Genomic DNA, 23,770 nt, shown 5'->3' with positions numbered 1-23,770 from the left:
CGACGATGCTCCTTCGATGACAGAACCCCAGGATGCAGCCAACACGTCGGCCGACGAGATCGTGGTCGACGAGCCGCCGCTGCCTCCGCGCACGCGGCGACCGGCCGACATGTTGTCGCTGCTCATCGTGAGCGGCGTGCTGACGGGCCTGGTCGCGATGTCCATCATCGCCGAACGGACCATGACGGCGATCACGGAGGATCTCGCCGATCTCAACACCCGGGTGCCGGGCAGCATCGTCGGCATCGTCGACTTCGCCGCGAACCTGGCCGGCGTCGTCATCCCGATCGTGCTGGTCGCGGTGCTGATGATCCGCGGCCGGGTACGGACCACCGTCGAGCTGCTGATCGCCGGTGTCGCCGCGTCCGTCGCCGCGGCGCTGGTGTCGGAGTGGCTGACCGGGCCGGCGCCGCAGCGGCTGCACGACAGCCTGGTCCCCTTCGTCGACGGCGTCGAGGGCACGCCGGTGCCCGCCTACTCGGCGCTGCTGGTCGCCGTCGTCACCGTCGTGTCGCAGCTGGACGTCAAGCGGCTGCGGCAGGTCGCGCTGTTCGCCATCGCGGGCACGTACGCCGTCGAGCTGCTGCAGGGCGACGCGACCGTCGGCGGCCTGCTGATCGCCACCAGCATCGGCATCGCGGCCGGGCTGCTGGTGCGCATCGTCGGCGGGCAGCCGTCGCTGGCACCGAGCGGGCAGAAGATCGCCGCGACGCTCGAGGCGGCCGGCTACCAGTTGAAGGCGCTGCGCGCGGACCCGTCCGGCGAGTACCGCCGGCTCACCGCCGAGACTCCCGACGCGCGGTACAGCGTGCTGGTGCTGGACCGCAACCACGAGGGCGCCGGCACCATCGCCCGGGCGGTCGACCGGCTGCGCACCCGCGAGGAGGTGCTGCCGCGCCAGACGGTGACGCTGCGCGACGCGATCGACCGCATCGCGCTGCAGTCGTTCGCGGTCGCCCGCGCCGGCGCGCGCACCCCGGGGCTGCGCACCATCCTGCGCATCGACGGCGACTCCGCCGCGCTCGTGTACGACTACGTCCACGGCACCGCGCTCAGCGACCTCACCGCCGACCAGGTCACCGACGACATGCTGGTCGATCTCTGGCAGCAGCTCGGCGACCTGCGCCGCGGCCACGTCGCGCACCGCCGGCTGTCCGGCCGCACCATCCTGGCCGACGACGACGGCCGCATCTGGCTGCTCAGCCCGTCCGGCGGCGAGCTGGCCGCCACCGACGTCGCGATGCGCACCGACCTCGCCCAGGCGCTCACCGCCACCAGCATCGTGGCCGGCGCGGACCGCGTCGTCGACACCGCGCTGGAGGTGCTCGGCCCCGACGTCGTGCGCTCGGCCATCCCGCTGCTGCAGCCGATCGCGCTGACGCCGGGCACTCGGCAACAGGTCAAGGGCCACCGCGAGGTGCTCATCCGGCTGCGCGACCGGCTGGTCGACCGCCTCGGCGCGCCGGCCGAGCCGCTGCGGCTGCAGCGGATCCGGCCGCTGTCGCTGCTCACCGGCGTCGGCACGGTCGTGGCGGTGTACCTCGTCGGCACCCAGCTGTCCGATGTGTCGTTCACCGAGTTGTGGGACCGCACCGACTGGCGGTGGCTCATCCTGGCGGTCGGCCTGATGTTCGCCAACTACCTCACCATGGCGCTGGGCCTGCTCGGCTTCGTGCCGGAACGGGTGCCGTTCTGGCGGGTCGTGGGCGCGCAGGTGGCGATCGGGTTCCTGCGGCTGATGGCGCCCACGACGGTGGGCAACGTCGCGATGAACATCCGGCTGCTGACGAAGTCCGGCGTCGCGGCGCCGCTGGCGGCGGCCAGCGTCGCGGCCAACCAGGTCGCGCAGGTCGCCGTCACGTTCCCGCTGCTCGCCGTGCTGGCGGTGGTCTCCGGATACAACACGCTGCCGGGGCTGCCGTCGTCGAGCACCCTGATCGTGGTGCTCGGGCTGCTGCTGGCGGCCTCGGTCGTCGCGATCACCCCGCCGGTGCGGTCGCGGCTGCGCACGCTGTGGAGCGACTTCGCCGAGCGCGGTCTGCCCCGGCTGCTGGACGTGCTGAGCGACCCGCGCAAGCTGGCCATGGCGGTGGGCGGCATCCTGGGCCAGTCCGCCAGCCTGATCCTCTGCTTCTACGCCTGTCTGCTGGCCGTCGGCGAGACCGTCAACCTGGCCGGGCTCGCCGTCGTCCAGCTGGTCGGCAACACGCTGGGCACCGCCGTGCCGACCCCCGGCGGCCTGGGCGCGGTCGAGGCGGCGCTGACCGCCGGGGTCAGCACCCTGGGCGTCACGACCTCGGCGGCGGTCACCGCCGTGCTCGTCTTCCGCATCGTGTCGTTCTGGTTGCCGATCCTGCCCGGCTGGGTGTTGTGGACGCAGATGCGGCGGCGCGGCCTGCTCTGAGTTGCGGGTCGTCACCATGACCGAACCGCGCGCATGCGACGATCGGTCTGCGATGACGGAGACGACCGAGGTGACACGCACCCGGCGAGTCCCGGCCGGGAAGATCGTGGTCGAGGAGCCGCCGCTACCCCGTCGTACCCGCCGCCCGATCGACGGTCTGCGGCTTGTCTTCGTCCTCGTCCTCATGACGGCGCTGGCGGCGCTGGCCGTCGTGGCCGAACGGACGCTCACCAGCCTGACCGCCGACCTCGCCGCCCTCAACCGCGTCGTCCCGAGCGGCCCGGTCGACTTCATCGCGCTGGCGTCCGAGCTGGCCAGCCTGCTGTTGCCGCCCGTGCTGGTGTTCCTGCTGATGGTCCGCGGCCGCATGCGGACGACGGTCGAGCTGCTGGCCGCCGGCGCGGTGGCCTCGGTCGCCGCGGCGCTGCTGTCGAACTGGCTGGCCGGAGCGGCCCCGGAGCGCCTGCACGACACCTTCGTGCCGGTCGTGAACGGGTTCGACGGCACGGCAGTGCCCGCCATGCCGACGCTGCTGGTGGCGATGATGACCGTCATCTCGCGGCTGCAGCTGCCCCGCATCCGGCAGGTCGCGACGTTCGCCATCGCCGGCAGTTTCGCCGTCTGGCTGTTCCAGGGCGAGGTCACCGTCGGCGGGCTGCTGGTCTCGCTGGCCCTCGGCCGGGCGATGGGCCTGCTCGTGCGGCTGATCAGCGGTCAGCCGTCGCTGGCGCCGAACGGGCACAAGGTGGCCGCCGTGCTCCGCGACAACGGCTACGACGTCACCTCGCTGCGTGCCGACCCGGTCGACAAGTACCGCCGTTACATCGCCGAGAGCTCACAGGGCGCGCTCGGCGTCCTCGTGCTGGACCGCGACGACGACGGCGCCGGCATCGTCGTCCGCGCCGCCGACCAGATCCGCACCCGCGAGGAGGTGCTGCCGCGGCAGATGGTGACGATGCGCAACGCCGTGAACCAGATCACGCTGCAGGCCCTCGCCGTCTCGCGGGCCGGCGCACGCACGCCCAAGCTGCGCAACGTCCTTCGCATCGGGTCCGACGCCGCCGCCATCGTCTACGACCACGTGCCCGGCACGATCCTCGCCAACATGCCGGCCGACCAGGTCACCGACGCGATGCTCGAGGACCTGTGGCGGCAGCTGGGCCGGCTGCGCCGCAACGAGGTGGCGCACCGGCGCATCTCCGGGCGCACCATCCTCATCTCCGAGGCCGGCAAGATCTGGCTGCTCGACCCGTCCGGCGGCGAGGTGGCGGCGCCGGAGCTGGCCATCCGAGCCGACCTCGCCCAGGCGCTGGTCGGCTGCGCGCTCGTCGTCGGCGTCGACCGCACCATCGACACCGCCATCCGGGTGCTCGGCCGCGACGTCGTCAGCGCGGCGATCCCGCTGCTGCAGCCGGTGGCGCTGGCCCGCTCGACCCGGCTCGACCTCAAGGGCCGCCGCGACGTGCTGACGAAGCTGCGCGACGGACTGGTCAGCAGCACCGGGCAGGAACCCGACGAGCCGGTGCGCCTGCAGCGGCTGCGGCCGTTGTCGCTGCTCACCGGCGTGGGCGTGGTGTTCGCCGTCTACCTCGTCGGCACCCAGCTGTCCGACGTGTCGCTCACCCAGTTGTGGTCGCAGACCGACTGGCGCTGGCTGTTCCTCGCGATCGTGCTGATCTTCACCAGCTACATCGGGGCGACGTTCGCGCTGCTCGGGTTCGTGCCGGAGAAGGTGCCGTTCTGGCGGGTGGTCGGCGCGCAGGTGTCACTGGGCTTCCTGCGGCTGTTCGCGCCGGCCACGGTCGGCGTCGTCGCGATCAACATCCGGGTCCTGACGAAGGCCGGCGTCGCGGCCCCGCTGGCCGCGGCGAGCGTCGCCGCCAACCAGGTCGCCAACGTCTCCATCACCTTCCCGGTCATCGGCATCCTCGGCGTCGTGTCGGGGTCGTCGGCCGCGCCGGACATCGACCCGTCGCTGAACACGCTGATCATCGTGCTGATCGTGCTGGCGGCCGCGGCCGTGCTGGCGCTGATCCCGCCGGTGCGGTTGCGGCTGCGGGCGCTGTGGAGCGACTTCGCCCAGCGCGGTCTGCCGCGGCTGCTCGACGTGCTCAGCAATCCGCGCAAGCTGCTGATGGCGCTGGCCGGCATCGTGCTGCAGTCGGCCAGCCTGATCTTCTGCTTCTACGTGTGCCTGAAGGCGGTCGGCGGCGCCGCGAACCTCGCCGCCATGGCCGTCGTCCAGCTCGTCGGCAACACGCTCGGCATGGCCGTCCCGACCCCTGGTGGCCTCGGTGCCGTCGAGGCCGCGCTGACGGCCGGCGTCAGCACCCTGGGCGTCGGCGCGACGACGGCCGTGACGGCGGTGCTGGTGTTCCGGCTGGTCTCGTTCTGGCTGCCGATCCTGCCCGGCTGGGTGCTCTGGACCCAGATGCAGCGCCGCGACCTGCTCTGACGGCTCAGCGCTCGGTCGCCCGGACGACCGCCTCGTAGCGGGCGACCGGGTCGAGGTCGAAGAACCGGGCGGCGACTGGGTCCGCCGCCGTCGCGGCAAGCCGGGCGGTGACGTCCTCCACCGACTCGCCGGACAGCGCACCGCGCGCCGGGGTGTCGGGGCCGGTCGCCTCGGGGACGCCTTCGTCGTCCACGGTGAAGAGGGCGTCGGCGGCCAAGGGGTGCCACGCGGGCCCCGTTCCATCAGCCGCCGGTGCCAGCATCAGGACGGCGAGGTAGCGCTCCCCCACCTCGACCCGCATGCCGTAGACCACCGGCTCGCGCTCGCCGTCGTCGGGGTCAGAACCGCAACCGGCCGCCACGACGAGTGTCGTGGCGGCCAGCAGGCGTCGCATGGAGCCAGGGTGTCACCCCGGCCGGACGGAACCGAGGATCAGTACGAGGGCTGGGACGGGTCGATCTGGTTGACCCACGCGGCGACCCCGCCACCGACGTGGACGGCGTCGGCCAGGCCGGCGCCCTTGACGACGGCGAGTGCCTCGGCCGAGCGCATGCCCGACTTGCAGTGCAGCACGACCTGCTTGTCCTGCGGCAGCTTGCCCAGCGCCTCGCCGGTGAGGAACTCGCCCTTCGGGATGAGCACCGCGCCGGGGATGCGGTTGATCTCGTACTCGTTCGGCTCGCGCACGTCGACGAGGAGGAAGTCGCGCTCGCCGCGGCCGCGCTCGTCGAGCCAGCTCTTCAGCTTGACCACCGAGATGGTGGCGTCGGCGGCGGCCTCGGCCGCCTCGTCGCTGAGCGTGCCGCAGAACGCCTCGTAGTCGATCAGCTCGGTGATCGGCTCGGCGGTCGGGTCCTTGCGGATCTTGAGCGTCGTGTAGTTCATCTCGAGCGCGTCGTAGATCATCAGCCGGCCCAGCAGAGGGTCGCCGATGCCGGTGATCAGCTTGATCGCCTCGGTGACCATGATCGAACCGATGGACGCGCACAGCACGCCCAGCACGCCACCCTCGGCGCACGACGGCACCATGCCGGGCGGCGGGGGCTCGGGGTAGAGGTCGCGGTAGTTCGGCCCCTGCTCGGCCCAGAACACGCTGACCTGACCCTCGAACCGGTAGATCGAGCCCCACACGTACGGCTTGCCGAGCAGCACGGCGGCGTCGTTCACCAGGTAGCGAGTGGCGAAGTTGTCGGTGCCGTCGAGGATGAGGTCGTAGCCGGCGAAGATCTCGAGCACGTTGTCGTTGTCGAGGCGCGTCTCGTGCAGCACGACGTCGACGTACGGGTTGACCTCCTTGACGGAGTCGCGCGCCGACTGCGCCTTCGAGCGGCCGACGTCGGACTGGCCGTGGATGATCTGGCGCTGCAGGTTGGACTCGTCGACCTCGTCGAACTCGACGATGCCCAGCGTGCCCACTCCGGCGGCGGCGAGGTACAGCAGCGCCGGCGAACCGAGTCCGCCCGCGCCGACCACCAGCACCTTCGCGTTCTTCAGCCGCTTCTGGCCGTCCATACCGACGTCAGGGATGATGAGGTGCCGGGAGTAGCGGCGCACCTCGTCCACAGTGAGCTCCGGGGCGGGCTCCACCAGAGGAGGCAGGGACACGATCGGCTCCGTCAGTTCGAGGCGTGTGTTCTTTCCTCTGCCAACGGTGCCACGGCCTGCCGCATTCCCCGGTCGAGTGTTCGCCTGGTGGACGCCGGTGTCCGGATCCTGGACGTGTCGCTGATGAACTCGCGGATGATCTCGGCGACGGCGCGCGGGTGCTCCATCATCGCGACGTGTCCGGTGTTCGGCATGTACACGAGCCGGGCGTAGCGCAGCGCCCGCCGCCACCGCGTACGGCCCCATGCGCCGACCAGCGCGTCGCGGGCGCCCATGACGACCAGCGTGGGCCGCAGGATGTGGCTCGCCGCGCGCCAGGCCGAGCGCCGCCCCGCCTGCGTGTAGTGGCGCACGATCGAGCGCAGCGCCGCCAGCAGGACGGCGTCGGCGTAGGGCTTCTCGATCCAGCGGTCGCGCTGCTCCGCGGCGAACGTCAACTCCGCCACCGGGATCACCGCCGCGTTGGCGAACAGCATGGCGGTCAGGCGCTCGGCCTGCTTCTCCGCCGGGATCATGGTCGCCGTGCGCAGGATCCGCTCGCCCAGCCACGGCACGGCCATGACGGCGGTCGCCTGCGCCGCCCACGGCAGCCGGTACTGCGGCATGGCCGGGGACACCAGGCTCAGCGTCAGCACGAGGTCGGGCCGCCGCGACGCCACGTAGACGCAGATCATCCCACCGAGGGAGTTGGCGACCAGGTGCACCGGCCGGTCGAACGTCTCGAGGAACGCGATGACGTCGGCGACGTACTCGGCGACGGTGTGGTGGTCGCCGCGTGGGGACTCACCGAACCCGGGGAGGTCGATGGCCCACTGCTCGGCGTCGTCGCGCAGCTCGCGCATGAGCGCCGTCCAGTTCGTGGCCGAGCCGCCCAGGCCGTGCACGTACACCAGCGGCGTGCGGTCGTCGTCGCCGGCTCCGGGCGGCGTCGTGTGGCGGACGTTGACGCGCCGCCCGGTCGAGAGCGTCCGCAGCTCCCCCGGCCAGGCCTCGATCCGTTCCACACTGAGATGTTGGCACACCCCGGACTGTGGGAACGGTGAGCGGGTACCGTCGATGAGAGGTACGGGGTCCAGGAGGTGCACTGTGACCGAGCGTTGGAACGGCGACGATCCCGAGGTCGCCGAGGGCGATCTGAGCGAACAGCACCGCGACCTGCTGGACGATCCGAACGGCCCGGACGACACCGCGGCCGCCGTCCCCGACGATGTCGACCCCGCCGATGCGCAGGAACAACGCCAGCCGGTCGGCTTCGACGACGACGACTACCGCTGAGTGTCCGGCGCCGGGAACGATACGATCCCGACATATATCCAATCCGAGGAGTGCCGTGACGACCGTGCCCGCCATCCCGGCCCGCGGCATCCGCATGCCCCGGGACCAGCGCCGCACCCAGCTGCTCGGCGCCGCCCGTGAGGTGTTCGTCGCACAGGGCTACCACGCGGCGGCCATGGACGACATCGCCGACCGCGCCGGGGTCAGCAAGCCGGTCCTCTACCAGCACTTCCCCGGCAAGATGGAGCTGTACATCGCGTTGCTCGACGCCAGCAAGAACGAGCTGCTGGCGATCCTGCACCGCGCCATGGCCTCCACCGACGACAACAAGCAGCGGGTCATCGCCACCGTCAACGCCTACTTCGAGTTCGTCGACAACGACTCCGGCGGCTACCGGCTGCTGTTCGAGTCCGATCTGCCGAACGAGCCGGCCGTCCGCGAACGGCTGGACCGCCTGACCGAGCTGTGCGCTCAGGAGGTCAGCCAGATCATCGCCGACGACACCGGCCTGCCGCCGGAGGAGTCGAACCTGCTCGCGGTCGGTCTGGTCGGCATCGCGCAGGTCACCGCCCGGTACTGGCTGTCGTCCGGCGGCAGCATCCCGCGCCAGGCCGCCGCCGAGCTCGTCGCCACGCTCGGCTGGCGCGGCATCCGCGGTTTCCCCAAGCGCGACGGCTGATCGGCGGCGGCCCGATTACGCTCGCGGCGCACAGGGCGTCGGCGGCGGAATCGGCTCGACTAGCCTGAGGTTTCACCACACCGACAAGCAGGTCCTGGTCGAGGGGAGAAAGAGGGTGGCCGTGGAGGTCAAGATCGGCGTGCACAACGCCACGCGGGAGCTGGTACTCGAGAGCGGCCAGTCGCCGAAGGAGCTCGAGAACACGGTCCGTTCGGCGCTCAGCGACCCCAACGGACTGCTCGACCTCACCGACGAGCGCGGCCGGCGGCTGCTGGTGCGCACCGAGCACCTGACGTACGTCGAGATCGGCGAGCCGGTCGAGCGACGGGTCGGCTTCGGCACCGTCTGAGCGTCGCCCCGGAGGCCTGCGGACCACCCGCAGTCCTCCGGGACTTCGTGGCGGTCGGCACGTATCAGCGGCACCGACCTCGTCGTCGACGGCGCCCTGACCGGCGGCATCCAGGTCAGCAGCGGCGCTCGCTCCGCACAGCGCCGCATGCGCCTCGCAGAGCCGGTTCGTGGCGAACTGGCGTGTTTCACGCGCCGGGATGAATCGGGCGCTCCGGCCGCTCCGGCCCGCGTGGTCGTTTCCGGGGTGGCATCGGCGCTTGTGGACGGCGATGATCATCAATGATCGCGTACCTCACCAGGCGTTCTCGCGCTTGACCAGGCATTCATGCCCAGCGGAGCGGGAGAACGCCTCGTGATGTGGGCCGTGAACCTCGACGGCGAGCGCGGCGTACGAGCTCCATGCGGCACCTTCTTCGTTCCCAAGCAGGGCCACGAGGCGCCGCCGCGTTGCGCGACCTGCGAAGAACGCCTTGCGGAGCCGCCCGGTCAGGCGGACAGGCCGAGCTTGGTCATCCGGTCGGTGTGCTTCTTCGTGATGCGCGCGAACAGCTGGCCGAGCTCGGCGAGGTCCATTCCCGGGCGGTCGACGCCGCCCACCAGCAACGCCGCCAGCGCGTCGCGGTCGACGGCGACCCGCTGGGCCTGGGCGAGCGCCTCGCCGACCAGGCGCCGGGCCCACAGCGCGAGCCGTCCGGCCAGCCGGGAGTCGGCGTCGACGGCGTCGCGCACCCGGCCGACGGCGAAGTCCGCGTGGCCCGCGTCGGCCAGCACGTCGATGACCAGCTGCCGTGTCGCGGGGTCGACGGTCTCAGCGACCTCGCGGTAGAAGTCGGCCGCGATGCCGTCGCCCACGTAGGCCTTGACCAGGCCTTCCAGCCAGTCTGCCGGCGCGGTGTTGGCGTGGAACTGCTCCAGCGGCACCCGGAACGGCGCCATCGCCTCGTCGACCGGCGCGCCCAGCTCGTCGAGGCGGTCGCGGATGCGTTCGAAGTGATGGAACTCGGTGACCGCCATGCCGGCCAGTGCGGCCTTGTCGGCCAGGGTCGGTGCCAGGCCCGCGTCGGCGGCCATGCGCTCGAAACCGGTCAGCTCGCCCAGCCCCAGAAGGCCGAGCAGATCCACGACTCCGGCGCGGTAGGCGGGGTCGTCGAAGGCGTCGCTGGCGCTCACGCTGGCAACGATAACGGCGTGGCGCGGATGACGGTGAACAGCACTCCATTCCACTTGCCGTTACACTGGGCGATGGTATAGATGGCGTCCGGGCGAAACGGGCGCCCCCTGGGGACGAACCGGACGTCCGTACGCGTACCACGCGGCCTCTGGGCCCGCCGGCGATGACCGCCGGCGCGCGGCCCGGTGGCGCGTCGCGTACACGCCGTCTCGCGGCCTCGGGGTCCCAGCGACGAATGAGGCGAGACGCCCTGACAACCTTCACCGACTTGGGTGTGTTCCCACCCATCGCCGAGGCGCTCGAGCGCGTCGGCATCACCGAGGCGTTTCCCATCCAGGAGATGGCCATCCCGGTGGCCCTGACCGGCAGCGACCTCATCGGTCAGGCCCGGACGGGCACCGGCAAGACGTTCGCGTTCGGCATTCCGCTGCTGCAGCGCATCGTCGCACCCGGCGACCGCGACTACGGCCTGGCCACCGAGCCGGGCAAGCCGCAGGCGCTGGTCGTCACACCCACCCGTGAGCTGGCCGTCCAGGTGAACGGCGACCTCGCCACCGCCTCGACGGTGCGCAAGGTCCGCGTCACCACCCTCTACGGCGGCCGCGCCTACGAGCCGCAGGTCAACGCCCTCACCAAGGGCGTCGACGTCGTCGTCGGCACCCCGGGACGGCTGCTCGACCTCGCCGCCCAGGGCCACCTCGACCTCGGCCACGTCAAGGTCCTCGTGCTCGACGAGGCCGACGAGATGCTCGACCTCGGCTTCCTGCCCGATGTCGAGAAGCTCATCGCGCTGACGCCTGAGCTGCGGCAGACCATGCTGTTCTCGGCCACCATGCCGGCAGCCGTCATCGGGCTGGCCCGCCGGTACCTGCGGCACCCGGTGAACATCCGGGCCGAGTCTCCCGACGAGACCCAGACCGTGCCCACGACGGCGCAGTTCGTCTACCGGGCGCACCAGCTCGACAAGGACGAGATGGTGGCGCGGCTGCTGCAGGCCGAGGGCCGGGGCCTCGCCATGATCTTCAGCCAGACGAAGCGAGCGGCCCAGCGGCTCGCCGACGAGCTGCGCGACCGTGGTTTCGCCGTCGCCGCCGTGCACGGCGACCTCGGCCAGGGCGCCCGCGAGCAGGCGCTGCGGGCGTTCCGCAGCGGCAAGGTCGACGTCCTCGTGGCCACTGACGTCGCTGCCCGCGGCATCGACGTCGAGGGCGTCACGCACGTCGTCAACCTCACCTGCCCCGAGGACGAGAAGACGTACCTGCACCGCATCGGCCGCACCGGCCGGGCCGGCGCGTCGGGCGTGGCCGTCACGTTCGTCGACTGGGACGACCTCACCCGCTGGAAGCTGATCAACGACGCGCTCGACCTCCCCTACCCGGAGCCGGTCGAGACGTACTCCAGCAGCGAGCACTTCTTCCACGACCTCGGCATCCCCCCGGGCACCAAGGGCACGCTGCCCCGGTCCGAGCGCACCCGCGCCGGTCTGGAGGCCGAGAAGCTCGAGGACCTCGGCGAGACCGGCAAGACCCGCAGCCGTCCCGCGCGCCGCGGCGGGCGACGCCGCACCCGTGGCGGCGAGCCCGCGGCGGTCGGCGCCCAGGGCCGCGCCGAGCACCGTTCCGACGAGGAGGCGCGGCCACGCCGGCAGCGCTCGCGCCGCCGCACCCGCGGCGGCAAGTCCGTCGACGACGGCGGCAGCACCGGCCACGCGCCCGAGGCGGACCCCACCGCCACGTCCTGACCCACGCGAACAGCGGAGACGGCGAAGGGCTCCGGCGACCCCACGGGGGAGGGGGTCGTCGGAGCCCTTCGGTCTGGTACGCCTTCCGATGACCGCCGGCGCAGGGGTGGTGTGACCTCGGGGTGGAGGGTGCCGCCGGTCATCGGAAGGCCGCACGACCGGCGTTGCAGGCGCCCCCTGCTCTCCGGCCGAGCACGGGAGTCAGACGTGGTACCAGCCCGCCGTCGTCCCGAACCTGTCGCACCCGGTTCACCGGGTGACAAGCTGTGCTCAACGCTACGAAGAGGCACACGTCGGCGGCATCCGTAGTGATTACGTAAATTCTTCCGCGCCGATCACCGCGATCATGCTCATCTGCCTCTACCGTTGGCGTGCATGCACGCCACTCACGCGCTGAGTCACTGGCCCCTCGTCGGCCGGTATGACGAGTACGCGGCCGCGCTGCAGGTCCTGACCGGCGAATACTCCGCGACAGGGTATGGCGCACTGCTGGTCGGCGAGTCGGGCGTGGGCAAGTCGACGCTGGCGAGCAGGCTCGAGGAGGCCATCGGCGACAGCGCCTATGTGGTGACCGTCACATCTCCGAGCCGGGCGCAGCCGGTCATGCTCGGTGCACTGGCCCCGCTGCTGACCGATGTCGCCGCACATGCCGACGCCAGCCCGATCTCGGTGTTCCAGGCGGCCGCGGCGCGGCTGGCGCGCGACTCAGGCGGGCGGCCGGTGGTGCTGCGGGTCGAGGACGGCCATCTGCTGGACGGCGCCAGCGCGGGCGTGCTGCGCATGCTGGCGATGTCCAAGCGGGCCCGGCTGCTGGTGACCAGCCGGCCGAACCCGGGCATCCCGGACGACCTCGTGGCGCTGTGGAAGGACGGCTGGCTGCGCTGGATCGACGTCGCGCCGCTGGACCGGGCCGAGACGACGCTGCTGCTGCGCGAGGCGCTCGGTGGCGTGATCGGCCGCGACACCGATCGCCGCATGTGGGAGGCGAGCCTCGGCAACCCGCTCTACCTGCGCGAGCTCGTCCGGTCCGCGCTGAGCCGCGACGAGCTGCTGAACAGCCACGGCGTGTGGACGTGGACCGGGCCGGTCGTGCCGGGCCGGCTGATCGAACTGGTCACCGCGGAACTGCGGCGCCGCCCGGACGGCGAGCGCGAGGTGCTGGAGATCGTGTCGCTGGCCGAGTCGCTCCCGCTGCCGCTGCTGTTCGAACTGGCCGACACCGACGCGGTCGACTCGCTGGTCGAGGCCGGCATGCTGGTCGTCGACAACGCGGCCGTGCCGCCGACCGCCCGGCTGTCGCACCCGGTGTACGGCGAGGCGATCCGCAGCCTGGTGCCGCCCGGCCGGCGCCGGGTGCTGCGCGAGCGCGTGGTGCGGCACATCCCGGGCCCACACGACGCGTCGCTGCCGGACCTGCTGCGGTGGGTGTCGTGGGCGCTGGAGGCCGGGTCGGTACCCGAGCCGGAGCTGCTGGTCGAGGCCGCCGCGCTGGCCAACCGGCTGCAGCAGGCCGCCGACGCGCGCCGGTTCGCCGATCTCGCGTTGCTGGCCGACCCCGACGACGGCGTGGTGGCCGGCGCGCTGGCCGAGCGGGCCCGGGCGCACCGTGTTCTCGGCGCCGTCGACCGCGCGCAGGCCGACCTCGCCCAGCTGCACGCGCTGCCCGCCGAGGTGCTGACGCCGGCGCTGGAGGCGCACGCGGCCATCACCGGCGCCGACGTGCTGTTCCACGGGCAGGCCGACCCCGCGGCCGCGGTCCGGCTGCTGGACGAGGCGCTGCCGCGGGTCGCTGTCTGCCCGCAGTCGTCCGCCGTCGTGCGCGGGCACCGGCTGGCCGTCCTGATGAACGTCGGGCGCACCGACGAAGCGCTGGACGAGGCGGTCGACTTCCTCGGCGACGGGTCGCTGCCGCTGCTGGCCAGGATCCAGCTGGCCGCGCCGGTGCAGCTCTCATTGGCGCGCGCGGGCCGCGTGGCCGAGGCGCTCCGCCTGGGCGAGCGGTACTTGGACGCCGCCCGCGAGTCGCTGTCCGAGGCGACGGCGTTCCTCATGCCGCTGCGCGCCGCCATGGTGGTGATCCGGCTGTTCGCCGGCGACGTCGACGGCGCGGAGCGGATGCACGCCGACGAGTCCGACCTCGACATCGGGCACGTGCACCATCACCGCAACGTGCCGGGGCTGGTCGAGGGCCAGATCGCGATGGCCCGCGGCCGCTGGTCCGAGGCGTCCGGGCACATCGGCGGGGCCATCGCCGCACTGCGCGACGCCGACCCGCGCGGCCTGCTGCCCGCCGTCCTGGCGCTGGCCGCGGAGTCCGCGGTCTGGCTCGGCGACGTCGACGAGGCGGCCCGGTTCCGCGAGGAGGCGCTGCGGCAGCCGGTGCACGAGTCGTCGACGATGTTCGGCCGGCGCCGGCGCACGCTGCTGTGGGTGGGTCTGGCCCGCAGCGAGGGCGACGCCGTCGACCAGGCCGTCGACGCCGCCGACGCCGCCGCGGCGGCGCACCTGCCGCCCGCCGAGCTGGACTCGCTGCACGTCGCGCTGCTCGGGCTCGCCGACGGGCTGCCGACGGCGCGCGAACTGACGCTCTCCGACGTCTCCGAGCGGATGGCCGCCGCCGCCAAGCAGTGCGACGGCCTCCTGCGGGCCGACGCGATGGCCGGCTACGCCCGCGCGCTGGCCGACGGCGACGCCGAGCTGGCCTCGGCCTTCGAGGCGACGCTGGCCGGCTTCGGCATCTGGGCCAATCCGCCGCGGCAGCAGACGATCGCGCTGACCCGGCGCGAGCAGGAGATCGCCCCGCTGGCCGCCGCCGGCATCTCGTCGCGCGACATCGCCCGCCGGCTGACCATCTCCACCCGCACGGTCGAGAGCCACCTGGCCCGCATCTACGCCAAGCTCGGCATCACCAGCCGCGCCGAGCTCCCGGCCGCGCTGAGCGGCCGCTGACGCGGCGTCAGGACGGCGGCGTGAGCACCACCGCCGCCTTGAGGTCGGCCCACAGCTCCGGCCGGACGGTGACCCGCGGACCCAGCCGGTAGACGGTGCTCCTCGCCTGCCGGCGCACCCACAGGTGCACCTCGGTGGGCCCGCGGTGCGCCGCCAGCACCTCCCCCAGCCGCCGCGCCCACTCCGGTGTCACGTGCGCCGCCAGCGCGTCGAGCCGCACGGGCGCGTCGGCACTGCTCAGGTCCGGGATCGTCAGGTCGGAGACCACCAGCCGGGGCACGTCCTCGCGCTTGTCCAGACGGCCCTTGACCAGGACGATCGCGTCCTCGGCGAGACCGGCGGCGACCAGCTGGTACGTCGCGGGGAAGATCATGCAGTCGATCGAGCCGGCCAGGTCCTCGACGGTGGCGATGGCCCAGGCGCTGCCCTGCTTGGTCACCTTGCGCTGCAGCCCGGAGATGATGCCGCCGATCGTGACGACGGCGCCGTCCGGGTGATCGCCGCTGGTCAGCGCCGAGATCGCCGCGTCGACCCGTTCGGCGAGGACGTGCTCGAGGCCGAACAGCGGGTGGCCGGAGACGTAGAGACCGAGCATCTCGCGTTCCTGGGCGAGCAGGAACGTCTTGTCCCACTCGTCGGCCGGGAAGTCCGCATCGGTGCCGGGCACCTGTTCGGCGCCGCCGGAGCCGTGGTCGCCGAACAGGTCGAACTGTCCCTCGGCCTCCTTGCGCTTCACCGCGACGGCGGTGTCGACCAGCGGCTCGAACCGGGCGGCCAGGCCCTTGCGGGTGTGGCCGAGCGCGTCGAACGCGCCGGCCCTGATCAACGACTCCACCGTCCGCTTGCCGCAGGCGGCCGCGTCGACCTTGGCCAGGTAGTCCGGGAACGACGCGTACCGGCCCTGTTCCTCCCGCGCGCGGACGATCGCGTCGACGACCGACGCGCCGACGTTGCGGACGGCGCTGAGCCCGAAGACGATGGTGTCGTCGCCGCGAGGGGTGAAGTCGGCCACCGAGTCGTTGACGTCCGGCGTCAGCACCCTGATGCCCATCCGGCGGCACTCGTTGAGGTACACGGCCGACTTGTCCTTGTCGTCGCGCACCGACGTCAGCAGCGCGGCCATGTACTCGGCCGGGTGGTTGGCCTTGACGTAGGCGGTCCAGTACGAGACCAGCGCGTACGCGGCGGCGTGCGCCTTGTTGTACGCGTAGCCGGCGAACGGCACCAGCACGTCCCACACCGCGCGGATCGCCGCGTCGGAGTAGCCGCGTTCCCGGCAGCCGTCGCGGAACGAGCCGAACTCCTGGTCCAGCACCTCCTGCTTCTTCTTGCCCATGGCCCGGCGCAGCAGGTCGGCCTGGCCGAGCGTGTACCCGGCCAGCACCTGCGCCGCCTTCTGCACCTGCTCCTGGTAGACGACCAGGCCGTAGGTGAGGTCGAGCACCTCCTTCAGCGGCGCCTCCAGCTCCGGGTGGATCGGGGTGATGTCCTGCTGCCCGTTCTTGCGCAGCGCGTAGTTGACGTGCGAGTTCATCCCCATCGGCCCAGGACGGTAGAGCGCGGTCACCGCGGTGATGTCCTCGAACTGGTCCGGCCGCATCAGCCGCAGCAGGGCCCGCATCGCGCTGCCGTCGAACTGGAAGACGCCGAGCGTGTCGCCACGGCCGAGCAGTTCGAACGTCGCGCGGTCGTCCAGCGGCAGCGTCAGCAGGTCCAGGCCGGCGCCGGTGCCGCGCCGCACCAGCGCGACCGCGTCGTCGAGGATGGTGAGGTTGCGCAGCCCGAGGAAGTCCATCTTGAGCAGGCCGAGCGACTCGCAGGTGGGATAGTCCCACTGCGTGATGGTGACGCCGTCGGAGTGCCGCACCCAGACCGGGACGTGGTCGACGATCGGCTCGCTGGACATGATCACGCCCGCGGCGTGCACGCCCATCTGGCGCACCAGGCCCTCGACGCCCTTGGCCGCGTCGACGACGCTGCGCACGTCGGTCTCGTTCTCGTACATGCCGCGCACCTCGGCCGCCTCGGCGTGGCGCGGGTGCCGCGGGTCGGTGATGCCGGACAGCGGGATGCCCTTGCCGCCGGCGTCGGCCGGCATCGCTTTGGTGATGCGGTCGCCCACCGCGTACGGGAAGCCGAGCACCCGGGCGGAGTCCTTGATGGCGTTCTTCGCCTTGATGGTGCCGTAGGTGCCGATCAGCGCGACCTTGTCCGCGCCGTACTTGCGCGTCACGTAGCGGATCACCTCGGCGCGCCGGCGCTCGTCGAAGTCGATGTCGACGTCGGGCATCGAGACCCGTTCGGGGTTGAGGAAGCGCTCGAAGATCAGCCCGTGCACCAGCGGGTCGAGGTCGGTGATGCCCATCGCGTACGAGACCAGCGAGCCGGCCGCGGACCCGCGGCCCGGCCCGACCGCGATGCCGTGCTCCTTCGCCCACATCACGAAGTCCGCGACGACGAGGAAGTAGCCGGGGAAGCCCATCTGGACGATGACGTCCATCTCGTACTCGGCCTGCCGCCGGTACTCGTCGGTGACCCCGTCCGGGTAGCGCCGGCGCATCCCGGCCTCCACCTGCTCGCGGAACCAGGTCACCTCGGTGGAGCCGTCGGGGACGGGGAAGCGGGGCATCAGGTCGCGCTTCTGGAACCAGCCCGTGGGGTCGACCTGCTCGGCCACCAGCCGGGTGTTCGCGCAGCCCTGCTGCCAGGCGTCGGAGGAGTCGACGGCGTACATCTCCACGGCGGACTTCAGGTGATAGCCGGTGCCGTCGAAGCGGAACCGGTTCGGATCGGACAGCGTGGTGCCGGTCTGGATGCACAGCAGCGCATCGTGCGCGGCCGCCTCGTGCTCGTACGTGTAATGCGAGTCGTTGGTGACCAGCGGCGGGATGCCGAGCCGGCGGCCGATGTCGAGCAGGCCGTCGCGGACCCGCCGCTCGATCTCGACGCCGTGGTCCATCAGCTCCAGGAAGAACCGGTCCGCGCCGAAGATGTCGCGGTAGTCCGCGGCCGCACGCAGCGCGTCGTCGTCCTGGCCGAGCCGCAGCCGCGTCTGCACCTCACCGGACGGGCAGCCGGTCGAGCCGATCAGCCCCTCGGCGTGGGCGGCCAGGGCCTCCTTGTCGGTCCGCGGCCACTTCTGCAGCCAGCCCTCCTGGTAGGCGTCGGACGAGAGCCGGAACAGGTGGTGCAGCCCGGTACGGTCGGCCGCCCAGACCGTCAGGTGGGTGTACGCGCCGGAGCCGGAGACGTCGTCGCGCTTCTGGTGCGGCTGGCCCCACTGGACCCGGGCCTTGTGCCGCCGCGACTCCGGCGCGACGTAGGCCTCCATGCCGATGATCGGGGTGACGCCGGCCGCGGCCGCCTGCTGGTGGAAGTCGTAGGCGCCGTGCAGGTTGCCGTGGTCGGTCATCGCGAGGTGCGTCATGCCGTGGTCACGGGCGGCGGTCAACAGGTCCTTCACCCGGGCGGCGCCGTCGAGGAGCGAGTACTGCGTGTGGACGTGCAGGTGCGTGAACGGCTCTGGCACTCCCGCCCCCGGTCAGGCGTCGCCCTCGAGATCGCGGGCGATGGCCCGCAACCCGATGGCCACCTCCCGGGCCGACGGCGCCCGTTCCGGGTCGACCAGCCACTGCTGGGTGAGGCCCGCGACCAGCGCCGAGTGCACCGAGCCGACGGCTCGGGTCTCCTCGGACGGCTCGATGTCGTCGAGACCGTGCAGGTCGGCGGCGAGGCTCGACCGCGACCACTCCAGCGCGTCGGCCAGCTGGCGGCGGATCTCCGGCGACCGCTCGGCCTGCGCCATCGCCTCGACGCTGGCCACCATGAGCTGCCGTTCGGTGAGCTGCGAGTCGATCATGCGGGCCCACATCGCGACGATCCGCTCCCCCGGCGTGGTGGTCGCGTCCGGCTCGTCCGACGAGTCCAGCGCGCGGTCGCCCCACTGGCGCAGCGACTCGAGCAGCGCCTGGTTGAGCAGTGCCTCCTTGGAACCGTAGTGGTAGTTGATGGTGCCGAGCGGCGCCCCGGCCGCCGCGGCGATGTCGCGCGAGGTCGTGCGCGCGTAACCGCGCTCCTCCAGGCACCGCTTGGCGGCGGTCATGAGCTGTTCGCGATGTCCCATGGGCGGCAGCGTACCCCAGATTTGAACGAACGTTCAGAACGGACGTTCAATTCTGGGCGCGGGTCGAAGCCGCCCGCGGTCACGGGCGGCTTCGTCAGGTGATGGTGGGACCGGGCTCAGCTACGGACGACGACCACGGGGGTGCCGACCTCGGTGTGCTCCCAGAGCGCGACGGCGTCGTCGAGGTCCTGGCGGATGCAGCCGTCGGAGAGCGGCGTGCCGAGCTGCGAGAGTGTCTGCACCTCGGTGCCGGTGGCGGTGGCGACCGGGAGGTCGTGGAAGCCGATGTTGGAGTTCTGGCCGCGGAAGAACCGCACCATGTACTCCATGGTCTCGGTGCCGTGCCAGCTGACGGCGTCGCGCGACTTGGAGAAGACCTCGAAGGTGCCGGTGGGCAGTTGGTCGTAACGGCTGCCGGAGACGAAGTAGGTGCGCACGACGGCGTCGGCGGCGTCGACCAGCCAGACCTGCTGCTGGGTGATGTCGAACACCACGCGGTGACCGGAGCCGCTGCCGGCTGGGAGCGGCGCGGTGGCGACCGGCTTGACGTTCGGGTCGGCCGGCGGCTGGACGACGACCTTGACCATGACCGGCCGTGCGGCCTTCGCGGACGGGACCCTGGCCTCGCCGCGCGAGGCGTCGTCGCCGTCGCGTTCGGACAGCGGCGGCAGGACGCCGGCGCTGGCCGGGACGTCCGGGCCGGTGGCGGTGCCGGCCAGCGCGAACAGACCGGCGGTGACGGCGAGCGAACAGCTGAGCACGGTGACCCGCACGCCGTGGACGCGGAACCGTCGGCGAACGCGGGAACGGCGACCGGACGAGTGCCGCGTGGCCGTTCGGGACGAGACGCCGTAGCGCCCTGCCATCCGCGCTCCTTCAGGTCGGGGACAACCGTCACTCAGCGTACGTCACCGGGCCCTCACGGTGTCCGCGCCGGCATGATCATGCTCTCGGGCGCGCCCGGATAAACGTGACCGATCGGACGAAACGTGGTCAGGACGGTGTCACGGCCGCCGGTGTCAGGACGGCTCCAGACCGGCCCACGACGCGCGGGTGGACGTCGACGCCCGGCCCTCGGGGCAGTGCTGCAGGTAGTCGCACCACCCGCACAGCGACGACGGCCGCGCCGGGAACCGGGCGTCGCTGGTGTCGCCGGCCTTGAAGGCGGCGTCGGCCTCGGCGCACTCGGCGGCGATGCCGTCGGCGCGGTCGAGGTGGCGGGTGAGCGTGCGGTCGTCGTGCTCCCACACCGCGACGGTGCCGGACGGCAGGTGGTGCAGCTCGACCCGGTGGCAGGGCGTGCGCAGCGTGCGCGCGGCCGCGGCGGCGTAGACGGCCAGCGCCAGCGAGCTGCGAGCGTCGTCGGTGGTGAGCACGTGGCGGCCGGTCTTGTAGTCGACGATGACCAGTTCGTCGCCGCGCTGGTCCACGCGGTCGATGCGGCCGGTCAGCGACGTGCCGCCGTGGACGACCCCGGCCGTGCGCTCCACCCCGCGGGGTTCGTCGTCGGGGTCGAGCCGAGCGACGTAGCCCGTGACCATGTCGCGTGCCCGGACCCGCCAGAGGTCGGCCTGCTCGGCGTCGCGGAAGCCCTCGGACGTCCAGTACTCGTCGACCATGGCGCCGGCGCGGTGCGGCGTGCGAGCGTCGCGAGGCAGCCGCCACCAGCCGGCCAGCGCGTTGTGCACGACCGCGCCCAGCGTGTTGTGCGCCCACGGCGGCCCTTTCGGCGGCGGCGGGCGGTCGAGGTAGGTGAACCGGTAGCGACGGGGGCAGTCGAGCCAGTTGTTCAGCCGCGTGGGCGTGGCGCTGTAGAGGCGCCGCGGCATGCCGTCGAGGATGGGCTGGCTCATGTCGTCATTCTCCCGCCTGGCACCGACAGCGTCGTCACCCCGCGCCCTCGACGAAGGCTCGAACGGAATCGGCGACCAGCTGCACGGCGATGGCCGACAGCAGCAGACCCGCGATGCGGGTGACCAGGAGGATGCCGGACTCCTTCAGCACCCGCAGCAGCAGCACGCTGAACCGCATCGAGGCCCAGATCGACACCAGCACCACCACGATGCCGAGCGCCAGCGCGAGGAAGTCCCAGCCGCCGTCGGAGTCCTGCACGAACACCATCGTCGCCACGATCGCGCCCGGTCCGGCCAGCAGCGGCGTCCCGAGCGGCACCATCGCGACGTTCCCGGCGGCCGCGGTCTCGGGCTGGTCCGCCTTCCCGGTCAGCAGCTCCAGCGCGACCAGCAGCAACAGCAGCCCGCCGGCACCCTGCAGCGCGGGCAGGCTGATGTGCATGTAGTCGAGGATCGTGCGTCCGAACAGCGCGAAGATCGTGATGACGCCGCCCGCCACGGCCACCGCCTGCCAGGCGGCCCGGGTCCGCTCGGCCGGCCGCCGGTTGCCGGTCAGGGCGAGGAACACCGGCACCGTGCCCGGCGGGTCCATGATCACGAACAGCGTCACGACGACCTCGCCGAACAGCTGCCAGTTCATCTGGGGTGTCTCCGCGGTGACTCGGGTGATCGCTGGTGGACGGGGTCAGTGCCCGCCGGCCAGCGATCGTAGCCGCTCCCACTCCTGCGGAGCGGTGGTGTTGACGCCCAGCTCGTGATCGAGCTTCCCGGTGCCGTGGTAGTCGCTGGAGCCGGTGACGACCAGGCCGAGGTCCTGCGCGATGCGGCGCAGCGTCCGCCGGCTGGCGTCGTCGTGGTCCTGGTGGTCGACCTCGATGCCGTCGAGCCCGGCGTCGCGCAGCGCCTCGATGCCCGACGGCGTCAGCGCGCGGCGGGCGCCCTCGCGGCCCCACGGATGCGCCAGGACGCACACCCCGCCGGCCGCGTGCACCAGGTGGATGGCCTCCTCGACGTCCGGCGCGTACTTCGCCGCCCACCCCGGCCGGCCGTGCCCGAGCCACCAGGCGAACGCCTCCTCGCGGTCGCGCACGTACCCCTTGGCGATCATCGCGTCGGCGACGTGCGGGCGGCCGACGGTGGCGGCGTCGGGCGAGTGGGCCAGGATGTCGGCGACGTCCAGCTCCAGGCCGGCCGCGGTCAGCGCGGCGGCGATGCGCGCCAGTCGGGTACGGCGGTCGTGCCGGACCCGGCCCAGCTCGGCGGAGAGCGGCTCGTTCCCGGGGTCGACCAGGTACGCCAGCAGGTGCACGCCGTGGCCGCGCAGGTCGGTCGAGATCTCCGCGCCCGGCACGACGTCGACGCCCGTCTCGGCGCCCGCCGCGAGCGCCGCCTCCCAGCCGTCGAAGGTGTCGTGGTCGGTCAGCGCGACGACGTCGAGGCCGACCTCCTTCGCCCGCCGGACGACGTCCTCCGGGCGGTCGGTGCCGTCGGAGACGCTGCTGTGCGTGTGCAGATCGATGCGCAACCGGGGCACCCTCGATGTGATCGCTGGACGTCCGATGACCTCAATGATCGTAGCCCGGCGCCAGCCACGGCGGAGGCGTTCCGTACGGCAACAGGTCCGCCTCGTGGCCGAGATCACGCAGATCGACCACCTCGACGTCCTCGAGGAGCAGCACACCGGCCGACTGCGGGTACAGGATCGCCCACAGCCAGCTGCCACCCCAGTGACCTGCGTAGACAGCGCGGTCGGCGGGCCCTTCGACGAACCACAGCGGCACCGTGCGGCCCTGCACCAGCACCTTGGCCTGCGGCTCACCCTCGACCGCCTTGCCCGGGTCGACACCCTCCAGCCCGGCCAGCCCGGCGCCGAGTCCGACGCCCTGCTCCTCGGCGACCAGCACGAAGTCGCCCGGGCCGCCCATCGGGTTGGGCCCGGTGATGCCGACGCCACTGGCCCGAACGCCACTGGCGTCGTCGCCCGCGTGGATGACGGCGCCGACGACCCAGCCGCGCGGCAGTGGCCACGGCAGCCACAGTGGCACGTGGGAGTCGCGGGCCAGCTGGTGCACCAGCGGCGCGTTCGGCGTCGTCACCGGCGCCAGGGGGTACACCTCGCCGTGCAGATCGCAGAGCCACCGGCTGGACCAGGCGCCCGGCGGACGTGCGGGCGCGCCGCACCGCGGACAGGTTTGTTCGCCTCTCACATCACCGACGCTGACGGGTCCCCTCCTGTCGCGTCAAGCGCCTCGGCTCCAACGCGTGCCGCCGTCGCCGGAAATGAGGTCGCTCGGCACGTTTCGTGCGCCTCGTCGGCGACGGGTCGCCGGGGTTCCGGTGGGCCAGGTTCCGGTGGGCCGGGTTCCGGTGGGCCGGGTTCCGGTGGGCCGGGTTCCGGTGGGCCGGGTTCCGGTGGGCCAGGTTCCGGTGGGCCGGGTTCCGGTGGGCCGGGTTCCGGTGGGCCGGGTTCCGGTGGGCCGGGTTCCGGTGGGCCGGGTTCCGGTGGGCCGGGTTCCGGTGGGCCGGGTTCCGGTGGGCCGGGTTCCGGTGGGCCGGGCGGCCGTGGGTTGGGCCTGCCGCGTTCGCCGTCCCCCTGCTGCCCATTCTCTGAGCCGCGCACCCGCGCCTCAAGCGGACCAACGGGCGCTCCGCGCCGACGAGACCGCTTGACCCACGGCCGCACGGTCTCAGAACTGGCAGCTATCAGGGGGACGGGGCGAGTCTGGGCACGCCTCGTGCTTCGCAGCCGACATCACGGTCGTTCGCGGACGTGGACCGGCTCATCGGCGGCCGTCGCCTCGACGCCACCGGTGCCGTTGGGGCTGCTGGTACCCGTGGTGGCTTGTGGACAGCCATGATCATCAACGATCGCCTACCTCACCAGGCGTTCTCCCCCTCCACCAGGCATGCATGCCTCGCAGAGCGAACACACTCCTAGGCAAGGCCCCCGAATCGCCGAGAAATCTCACCCACTGGACACCACAGCTCCCGCGACGATCCCGATCACCAACCAGACGCCCCCAAGGGAGCGTCACCGGGCGGCAAGCGCCACCATCACGCCACGACCAACGGCGCACAACGGCGAAACGCCCGTCGCCCCGGTTCGACGGCGCACCAGAAGCGGGCCGTGCCCGCACTCCCCCCGTCCCCCTGATAGCTGCCCG

The 23,770-nt window shown here is 72.4% G+C and carries 19 protein-coding genes; 8 read left to right on the top strand and 11 right to left on the bottom strand.

Going from position 1 to position 23,770, the window contains the following annotated elements:
- The first annotated feature begins 16 nt into the window (after positions 1-16).
- On the top strand, positions 17-2,404 hold the full coding sequence (locus DZA62_RS22705) for a lysylphosphatidylglycerol synthase transmembrane domain-containing protein (RefSeq protein ID WP_116951223.1): 2,388 nt from the start codon (positions 17-19) through the stop codon (positions 2,402-2,404).
- A gap of 52 nt (positions 2,405-2,456) precedes the next feature.
- The gene (locus DZA62_RS22700) at positions 2,457-4,859 is read left to right on the top strand and encodes a lysylphosphatidylglycerol synthase transmembrane domain-containing protein (protein WP_116951222.1); all 2,403 of its coding nucleotides are present in this window, start codon (positions 2,457-2,459) and stop codon (positions 4,857-4,859) included.
- A 4-nt stretch (positions 4,860-4,863) separates the two neighbouring features.
- On the opposite strand, the gene DZA62_RS22695 is transcribed toward DZA62_RS22700, so the two are convergent.
- From DZA62_RS22695 to DZA62_RS22685, 3 genes are read right to left on the bottom strand one after another with little or no spacing between them, the layout of a single operon-like run.
- A complete protein-coding gene (locus DZA62_RS22695; protein ID WP_116951221.1) occupies positions 4,864-5,253 on the bottom strand; it encodes a hypothetical protein in 390 nt (129 codons plus the stop codon).
- A 38-nt stretch (positions 5,254-5,291) separates the two neighbouring features.
- A complete protein-coding gene (moeZ, locus tag DZA62_RS22690) occupies positions 5,292-6,464 on the bottom strand; it encodes an adenylyltransferase/sulfurtransferase MoeZ (RefSeq protein ID WP_116951220.1) in 1,173 nt (390 codons plus the stop codon).
- Positions 6,465-6,475: 11 nt separating this feature from the next.
- Positions 6,476-7,468, bottom strand: coding sequence for an alpha/beta fold hydrolase (locus DZA62_RS22685; RefSeq protein ID WP_157987840.1), 993 nt, complete (start codon positions 7,466-7,468; stop codon positions 6,476-6,478).
- Positions 7,469-7,550: 82 nt separating this feature from the next.
- Here DZA62_RS22685 and DZA62_RS35865 point away from each other — a divergent pair, with 82 nt between their 5' ends.
- The 3 genes from DZA62_RS35865 (at position 7,551) to DZA62_RS22675 (ending at position 8,767) form a co-directional block, all read left to right on the top strand.
- A complete protein-coding gene (locus tag DZA62_RS35865; protein ID WP_157987839.1) occupies positions 7,551-7,739 on the top strand; it encodes a hypothetical protein in 189 nt (62 codons plus the stop codon).
- A 94-nt stretch (positions 7,740-7,833) separates the two neighbouring features.
- Positions 7,834-8,418, top strand: a complete 585-nt coding sequence (locus DZA62_RS22680; RefSeq protein WP_408619439.1) for a TetR/AcrR family transcriptional regulator — start codon at positions 7,834-7,836, stop codon at positions 8,416-8,418.
- Positions 8,419-8,539: 121 nt separating this feature from the next.
- Positions 8,540-8,767 (top strand): DUF3107 domain-containing protein, encoded by a 228-nt coding sequence (locus DZA62_RS22675; protein WP_116951333.1) that lies wholly within the window; start codon positions 8,540-8,542, stop codon positions 8,765-8,767.
- A 488-nt stretch (positions 8,768-9,255) separates the two neighbouring features.
- Here the strand turns inward: DZA62_RS22675 and DZA62_RS22670 are convergent, their stop codons facing one another.
- Positions 9,256-9,951 (bottom strand): ferritin-like fold-containing protein, encoded by a 696-nt coding sequence (locus tag DZA62_RS22670; RefSeq protein ID WP_116951332.1) that lies wholly within the window; start codon positions 9,949-9,951, stop codon positions 9,256-9,258.
- A 263-nt stretch (positions 9,952-10,214) separates the two neighbouring features.
- Here DZA62_RS22670 and DZA62_RS22665 point away from each other — a divergent pair, with 263 nt between their 5' ends.
- On the top strand, positions 10,215-11,681 hold the full coding sequence (locus tag DZA62_RS22665; RefSeq protein WP_232827572.1) for a DEAD/DEAH box helicase: 1,467 nt from the start codon (positions 10,215-10,217) through the stop codon (positions 11,679-11,681).
- A gap of 375 nt (positions 11,682-12,056) precedes the next feature.
- On the top strand, positions 12,057-14,630 hold the full coding sequence (locus DZA62_RS22660) for a LuxR C-terminal-related transcriptional regulator (protein WP_116951217.1): 2,574 nt from the start codon (positions 12,057-12,059) through the stop codon (positions 14,628-14,630).
- A gap of 7 nt (positions 14,631-14,637) precedes the next feature.
- On the opposite strand, the gene dnaE is transcribed toward DZA62_RS22660, so the two are convergent.
- The 7 genes from dnaE to DZA62_RS22625 form a co-directional block, all read right to left on the bottom strand.
- Complete coding sequence (dnaE, locus tag DZA62_RS22655) at positions 14,638-18,159, bottom strand: DNA polymerase III subunit alpha (RefSeq protein ID WP_116951216.1); 3,522 nt, start codon at positions 18,157-18,159, stop codon at positions 14,638-14,640.
- A 12-nt stretch (positions 18,160-18,171) separates the two neighbouring features.
- Positions 18,172-18,753, bottom strand: a complete 582-nt coding sequence (locus DZA62_RS22650) for a TetR/AcrR family transcriptional regulator (RefSeq protein WP_198664073.1) — start codon at positions 18,751-18,753, stop codon at positions 18,172-18,174.
- Between the two features lie 116 nt (positions 18,754-18,869).
- The gene (locus DZA62_RS22645) at positions 18,870-19,619 is read right to left on the bottom strand and encodes a L,D-transpeptidase (RefSeq protein WP_116951215.1); all 750 of its coding nucleotides are present in this window, start codon (positions 19,617-19,619) and stop codon (positions 18,870-18,872) included.
- A gap of 153 nt (positions 19,620-19,772) precedes the next feature.
- Positions 19,773-20,606 (bottom strand): RecB family exonuclease, encoded by an 834-nt coding sequence (locus DZA62_RS22640; protein ID WP_116951214.1) that lies wholly within the window; start codon positions 20,604-20,606, stop codon positions 19,773-19,775.
- Positions 20,607-20,640: 34 nt separating this feature from the next.
- Positions 20,641-21,246, bottom strand: a complete 606-nt coding sequence (locus DZA62_RS22635; protein ID WP_116951213.1) for a MarC family protein — start codon at positions 21,244-21,246, stop codon at positions 20,641-20,643.
- 45 nt (positions 21,247-21,291) lie between these two features.
- Positions 21,292-22,131 carry a PHP domain-containing protein gene (locus DZA62_RS22630; protein WP_116951212.1) on the bottom strand — a complete coding sequence of 280 codons (840 nt, stop codon included), beginning with the start codon at positions 22,129-22,131 and terminating at the stop codon, positions 21,292-21,294.
- A gap of 40 nt (positions 22,132-22,171) precedes the next feature.
- The gene (locus DZA62_RS22625) at positions 22,172-22,813 is read right to left on the bottom strand and encodes a DUF6758 family protein (protein WP_116951211.1); all 642 of its coding nucleotides are present in this window, start codon (positions 22,811-22,813) and stop codon (positions 22,172-22,174) included.
- A gap of 95 nt (positions 22,814-22,908) precedes the next feature.
- Between DZA62_RS22625 and DZA62_RS22620 the strand changes: the two genes are divergently transcribed.
- A complete protein-coding gene (locus tag DZA62_RS22620) occupies positions 22,909-23,217 on the top strand; it encodes a pentapeptide repeat-containing protein (RefSeq protein ID WP_157987838.1) in 309 nt (102 codons plus the stop codon).
- Positions 23,218-23,770: the final 553 nt, after the last annotated feature.

This window comes from Jiangella endophytica (genome assembly GCF_003427025.1).
GTDB lineage: Bacteria > Actinomycetota > Actinomycetes > Jiangellales > Jiangellaceae > Jiangella > Jiangella endophytica.
This window is presented reverse-complemented; position numbering and strand designations above follow the sequence as displayed.